General features: G+C 70.9%; 5 protein-coding genes. 4 read left to right on the top strand and 1 reads right to left on the bottom strand.

Annotated features, from left to right (window positions below):
• Nucleotides 1-453 precede the first annotated feature (453 nt).
• From GUY61_RS07480 to GUY61_RS07470, 3 genes are all read left to right on the top strand, one after another.
• On the top strand, nt 454-1,425 hold the full coding sequence (locus tag GUY61_RS07480; protein ID WP_166629272.1) for an SCO0930 family lipoprotein: 972 nt from the start codon (nt 454-456) through the stop codon (nt 1,423-1,425).
• 353 nt (nt 1,426-1,778) lie between these two features.
• Entirely contained in the window at nt 1,779-2,591 is an 813-nt protein-coding gene (locus GUY61_RS07475) for an SAM-dependent methyltransferase (RefSeq protein WP_166629271.1), read from the top strand.
• Nucleotides 2,588-4,756 (top strand): EAL domain-containing protein, encoded by a 2,169-nt coding sequence (locus GUY61_RS07470; protein WP_166629270.1) that lies wholly within the window; start codon nt 2,588-2,590, stop codon nt 4,754-4,756. The genes GUY61_RS07475 and GUY61_RS07470 overlap by 4 nt, the downstream gene beginning before the upstream one ends.
• Nucleotide 4,757: 1 nt before the next feature.
• Here the strand turns inward: GUY61_RS07470 and GUY61_RS07465 are convergent, their stop codons facing one another.
• Nucleotides 4,758-5,717, bottom strand: coding sequence for a LysR substrate-binding domain-containing protein (locus GUY61_RS07465; RefSeq protein ID WP_166629269.1), 960 nt, complete (start codon nt 5,715-5,717; stop codon nt 4,758-4,760).
• Between the two features lie 84 nt (nt 5,718-5,801).
• On the opposite strand from GUY61_RS07465, the gene GUY61_RS07460 reads away from it, so the two are divergent.
• A complete protein-coding gene (locus tag GUY61_RS07460) occupies nt 5,802-6,554 on the top strand; it encodes a succinate dehydrogenase (protein ID WP_208105676.1) in 753 nt (250 codons plus the stop codon).

Below are 6,554 nucleotides of genomic sequence, written 5' to 3'. Positions count from 1 at the left end.
CGCCTCACCCCCGTCCGAGCCGTCCGAGCCGGCCGCGCCCCCGTCGGCACCGCCAGGCGCGACGACGGCGTACGCGCAGCTGTCGGCGGGTGCGACGGCCGACGCGTACGGCGCCCACAGCACAGGCGCGTGCAACGCCGCGAGCAGTGCCACGGCTCCCAACGCACGCCGTGGCGCGGCGAATTCGGTCCGGCCCGGAGCCGGTCGGCAAGGAGGCACGCCTCGGATCATGGTCCGTGCGGGAGGCCGTCATTCCCGAGATCTCCGTCATTCGCCCGATGGTGGAGTTGTGCCGCTTTACCCTTGACGACCCCTCGGCCGGGACTCAGTCACTTCCCGGACTGCGGGAAATTTCTCGGAACGCTTTGAACGCATCGAGTGCCCGCGCCCGTACCTAGGGCCATGAGCGGCGCACCTCCGCGCCGGAACTTAGAGCGGACAGCGGGAGTACACATGAAGACCTGGCGGAGCGCCTCGCTCGCGGTGACGGCCGTGGCGGTGATGGCACTGACGTCGGCGTGCGGTGAGGAGAACGCCGGCCAGACGAACACCGGCACCCCCGCCGGGAACGCGGCGGCCGCCCAGCCGGGCGCCGACGCTGGATACGGGGCGGACACCGGCTACGGCAACGCGGACCCGGCCGGTGGCACCGATGCGAAGGGTGGCGGTCAGCTGGCCGTCTGGGAGAGCAAGGAACTCGGTGAAGTCCTCACGGACAGCGACGGCTTCACCCTCTACCGGTTCGACGACGACACCCCCAAGCCGCCGAAGTCGAACTGCTCCGGTGACTGTGAGAAGGCCTGGCCCGTCGTCCTCGCGGACGGTGCCGAGGCTCCCGAGGGCGTCGACAAGGCCCTGCTCGGCTCGGTCACCAGGGCCGACGGCACCAAGCAGCTGACCGTGGGCAACTGGCCGGTCTACCGCTACGCGCAGGACACCAAGCCCGGCGACGTCAAGGGGCAGGGCGTGGGCGGCAAGTGGTACGCCGCGGCCCCCGACGGCAAGAAGGCCGCCCCCGGCGGAGGCGGCGAGGGTGCCGAGGCCGCGGACCTGCCGGGTCTGTCGGTCCGCAAGGACCCGAAGCTGGGTGAGATCGTCGTCGACAGGAACGGCATGACGGTCTACCGCTTCGAGAAGGACGTGCCCTGGCCGATGAAGTCCAACTGCGTCGGCGAGTGCCTGAAGAAGTGGCCGATCGTGGAGCCCGTCGACGCGTCCGACACCGAGGGTATCGCCAACACCAACGACGGCAGGCGCGGTTACGTCGTCCTCAACCGCCCCGAGGGCACGAAGCAGCAGAGCATCGACTGCTGGCCGCTGTACACCTTCGCCGGTGACAAGAAGCCCGGCGACACCAACGGCCAGGGCGTCGGCGGTACCTGGTACGCCATCTCGCCCGAGGGCAAGGCGGTCGGCAAGCCGTAGGGAAGCCGCGAGCCGGCCGGCGCGCCCAAGTAGTCCCCACGCTGCGCGCCCGGCCCTGCCGGCCCGTCGGTCCGATCTCCCTCCGCCACTCGCGGAGCGGGACGGCCGGCGGGCCGGCTTGTCGCCGTCCTCCGGGGCGGCCGTGCCGGAGGGCGCGCGTTCCGTCCCGCGCGCCGGTGGGTGACCGAGTGATTCCACCCCGGGACGGTGCGCACATGCCGTACGAAAATGACCGGGAACGGATGGCCAATTTCCGTTTTTGCTCGCCCTGTTGGCGCGCTGTCAGTAGCCTCGGCTCGAACACTGGGCCATCACATGGCCGGTACAGCCGTGCCGAACAGCTGGAGACATTGATGGAGCGTCCCGCCTGGGCCCCGCAGGGCATTGACATCTCAGTGCCGAGCGTGTCCCGCATGTACGACTACTACCTGGGCGGCTCGCACAATTTCGAGGTGGACAGGGAAGCGGCCCGCAAGGCCATGGAGTTCATGCCGGGACTCCCCAAGATCATGCAGGCGAATCGCGCCTTCATGCGCAGGGCCGTGCGGTACGCCGTCTCGCGTGGAGTCACTCAGTTCCTGGACATAGGCTCGGGAATACCGACCTTCGGCAATGTCCACGAAGTGGCGCAGGAGGCCGACCCCGCGGCGCGCGTGGTGTACGTCGACCACGACCCGGTCGCCGTCGCCCACAGCAGGGCCGTGCTGGAGGGCAACGACCGGGCCGCCGTCGTCGCCGCCGACCTGCGCGAGCCCGAGAAGATCCTCGCCGACGGCGAGGTCGCCCGGCTCATCGACGGCGAACGGCCGACGGCACTGCTGATGGTCGCCGTGCTCCACTTCCTCGAGGAGCAGGACGATCCGTACGCGGCCGTCGTGAAACTCCGGGACGAGCTCGCTCCCGGCAGTATGCTCGTCCTCACCCACGCCTCGATGGACGGGATTCCCCTCGCATCCGAGAGGACCGAGGGCGCCGTGGACGTCTACCGCAACACCCGCAGTCCGCTCGTCATGCGCTCGCGCGAGGAGATCGCCCGGTTCTTCGAAGGATTCGAACTGGTGGAGCCGGGCCTGGTGGCCATGCCGCTGTGGCGGCCCGACTCCTCCCCGGAGCAGGAGGACCCATATGCCTTCTCGGGTTACGGCGGGGTGGGAAGCAAGGCGTGAAGCCTCCCACTGAGGCCCCGGTCCCGGCGGACGGACCCGGCAGTCCCGACGACCGGCTCCGGCGCTTCGCGACGATCTGGAGCCGGGCGATCTTCCCGGCCACGTCCACATCCATGTCGCGCACCGAGTTCGAGCAGTACTTACTGCCGCTCGCCCGGGAGTTGCGCACGGCCCTGGGCGCGCGGCCCTTCGACCCGGCACCCGCCCAGCGGGTCGGTGCCGCGCTCGTCGAGGCGCACTGCACCGACACCGACGCGCTGACCAGCACCCTCGGCGTCGTCGACGCGTACCTGGTGCTCTACTGCGCGCCCGATCCCGCCCTGTCCACCGAGGACTGCATGGCCCGGTGCGCCCGGCTCCAGCACGCCCTCGCGGCCGGCTTCGCCCGGGCATTGCGCGAGCGGACCCTCGCGGAGCAGGAGGCCATCGCACGCTCCGCGCTCAGCGCCCGCACCGAGGCGGAGGAGGCGCTGCACGCGAGTGAGGCACGGTTCCGCGCCGTGTTCGAGGGCGCGGCGGTCGGCATCGGCATCGCCGACCTCGCCGGCAACGTCCTCGTCGTCAACGACCGGCTCACACAGATGTTCGGCGGTGTGGAGCGGGAGGTGCGCACCCGCAACGTCACCCAGTGGGCGCACCCCGAGGACAGCCACGAAACCTGGCGGCTCTACGGAGAGCTGGTCCGCGGCGAGCGTGACCACTACCGCGTGGAGAAACCGTTTCTGCGGGCCGACGGCACGGTGCTCTGGACCAACCTCACCGTCTCCCTGCTGCGGGACGCCGAGGGTGAGCCCAAGTACCAGCTGTCCGTCATGGAGGACATAACCGAGCGACGGCTGCTCAACCTGCGGCTGCGCTACGAGGCCACCCACGACGCGCTCACCGGCCTGCCCAACCGCACGCTCTTCTTCGAACGGCTGGAGAAGGCTCTCTCCGCGGGCCCCGGGCAGCGGTTCGGCCTGTGCTACCTCGACCTCGACGGCTTCAAGGCGGTCAACGACAGCCTCGGGCACTCCTCCGGCGACCGGCTTCTCGTCGAGGTCGCCGACCGGCTGCAGAGCTGCGCCACCGCCTCCAGCGAGATGGTGGCGAGACTCGGGGGCGACGAGTTCGTCGCCCTGACCACCGGGCCCGACACCCAGCGCGAGGCCGTCGAACTCGCCGGGCGCATCCTGGCCGCCCTGGCCACCCCCATCTCCCTGGACGGCCGGGAGATCGTCGTCCGCGGCAGCATCGGCATCGTCGAAGGACCGGCGGGGGAGCGGGACTCCGCCGAGGTGCTGCGCAGTGCCGACATCACCATGTACCGCGCCAAGACCGCCGGCGGGAACCGCTACGAACTCGCCGACCCCGAGGCCGACGCCCGGGCCATCACCCGCCACGGCCTCACCACCGCGCTGCCCACCGCCCTGGAGCGGGGCGAGTTCTTCATCGAGTACCAGCCGCTCGTCCATCTCGGCAACGGACGTGTCAACGGCGCCGAGGCACTGGTGCGATGGTCGCATCCGCAGCACGGGGTGCTCGGACCCGACCGCTTCATCCCGCTCGCCGAGCACACCGGCCTCATCGTTCCGCTGGGGCGCTGGGTGCTCCAGGAGGCCGTGCGCCAGGCGCGCGCCTGGCAGGAACGCGGGCCCGACTTCGGACCCCTGCGCATCAACGTGAACCTCTCGCCGTGCCAGCTCAGCCACCCCGGGCTGGTCTCGGACACTGTCGAGGTGCTGGAGGGGGCCGGGCTCGCCCCCGGTTCGCTGTGCCTGGAGGTCACCGAGAGCGCCCTCATCGGAGCCGACGACGACCTGCTCAAACCGCTGCGCCAGCTCGCCGAGATGGGCATCGACATCGCGCTCGACGACTTCGGCACCGGCTACTCCAACCTCGCCAACCTGCGCCGCCTGCCGGTGAGCGTCCTCAAGCTGGACCGCTCCTTCACCCGCGGCATGCAGCAGCACCCGGCCGACCCCGTCGACCTGAAGATCGTCAAGGGCATCGTCTCCCTGGCCCACAGTCTGGAGCTCGCGGTCACCGTCGAAGGCGTCGAGACCGGCACCCAGGCCGAGCAGCTCCGCGAGATCGGCTGCGACACGGCCCAGGGCTGGTACTACGCCAGGCCGGGCCCGCCCGAGCAGCTGCACGCGCTGGCCCTCGTCGACGCGGTGGGCTGACTCAGCCCCCGGCGCCCGCGCCGTCACCGGTGCCATCACCGGTGACGTCACCGGCGCCCCCGCCGTGGCCCCCGCGCGCGGTCTCCAGCAGCACGGAGCGCAGTTCCCGGGCCGCGCGCGGCGGTGCCACGTCGGTGCGGTGCGCGAGAGCGACCGTACGGCGCAGACCCGGCCGGGCCAACGGGGTGACCCGCAGATCCCGGCCGGACCTGGCCGCCACCATCCGCGGCACCACGGCGCACCCCAGCCCGGCCCTCACGAAGCCCAGCACGGCGTCCATCTCCCCGCCCTCCACCGTGAACGACGGCTCGAAGCCCTCGGCCCGGCAGGCGTTCACCGTCAGTTCCCGCAGGTCGTAGCCGTGCCGGAACATCACCAGCGGCTGGTCGCGCAGATCGGGGATCCGCAGCGCCCCGCGCGACCCGGCGGGCGGAGGCGCCGAGGCGGCGGAGACCACCACCAGGTCCTCGTGCAGCAGCTCCACCGTCGTCAGCGCGGGCGAGCCGGGAGGCAGCGGGAGCACGATCAGCGCCAGGTCCAGTGCACCGCGCGCCAGCCGGCGCACCAGATCGTGGCTGCCGCCCTCGTCGATCAGCAGCCGGATCCCCGGGTGCAGGCCGTGGAAGGCGCGAAGCACCTCGGGCAGCAGGCCGGTGCACAGACTCGGTGTCGCCCCGAGCCGCACCCGGCCGCGCCGCAACTGCGCCAGCTCCTGCACCTCGTGGCGCGCGGTGTCGGCGTCCGCGAGGATCCGCCGGGCCAGCGGCAGCAGCGCCTCGCCCGCGTCGGTCAGGGTGATGTTGCCGCGCGCCCGCATGAACAGGTCCGCGCCCAGCTCCCGCTCCAGGGCCCGGATCTGCTGCGACAGCGAGGGCTGCGCGACGTGCACCCGCTCCGCGGCCCGGGTGAAGTGGCGAGTCTCGGCGACCGCGACGAAGTACAGGAGCTGCTGGAAGTGCACACCTCGCATGATAGGTCACATCTATCGAGATGAGCGATTCCATGTCTTGGACCTCTGACCTGAGGCGTCCTAGCGTCTGTGTCCATGGCGCTGGCAACACGGACGGATCGAAAGTCAAGGGACCGAAGGTCCCCGAAACCGGGACCGCAGGACCGCAGGCCCTCCATGGCACGCACGCTGTGGGACTCCAACATCGGGAAGAAGACGGTCATGGCCGTGAGCGGCCTGGTGATGCTGCTCTACCTGATCGTGCACATGCTCGGAAACCTGAAGATCTTCTTCGGCGCCGGCGAGTTCAACGGCTACGCGCACTGGCTGCGCACCCTCGGCGAGCCCTTCCTGCACCACGAGTGGGCGCTGTGGATCGTCCGCGTCGTGCTGGTCGCCGCCGTGGTGCTGCACGCCGTCTCGGCGTACCAGCTCAGCCGCCGCGACCTCGCCGCACGGCCCGTCGGCTACGCGCACAAGCGGCGCCGCGCGAGCTACGCCACCCGCACCATGCGCTGGGGCGGGGTGATCCTCGGCCTCTTCATCGTCTGGCACCTGCTCGACCTCACCACCCTCACCGTCAACGAGAACGCCCAGCCGGGACACCCGTACGAGAACGTCGTCGCCACCTTCGACACCTGGTACGGCAACGTCGTCTACATCACCGCGATGCTGGCGCTCGGCCTGCACATCAGGCATGGCTTCTACAGCGCCGCCCAGACCCTCGGAGCCACCGCGAGCGCCGCCAGGCAGCGCGCCCTGAAGACGACGGCCAACGGCCTCGCGCTGCTGCTGACCCTCGGATTCGTGTCCGTACCCGTCGCCGTCATGACCGGAGTGGTGAGCTGA

This window comes from Streptomyces sp. GC420, assembly GCF_009916105.1.
In the GTDB taxonomy this organism is placed as follows: domain Bacteria; phylum Actinomycetota; class Actinomycetes; order Streptomycetales; family Streptomycetaceae; genus Streptomyces.
This window is presented reverse-complemented; position numbering and strand designations above follow the sequence as displayed.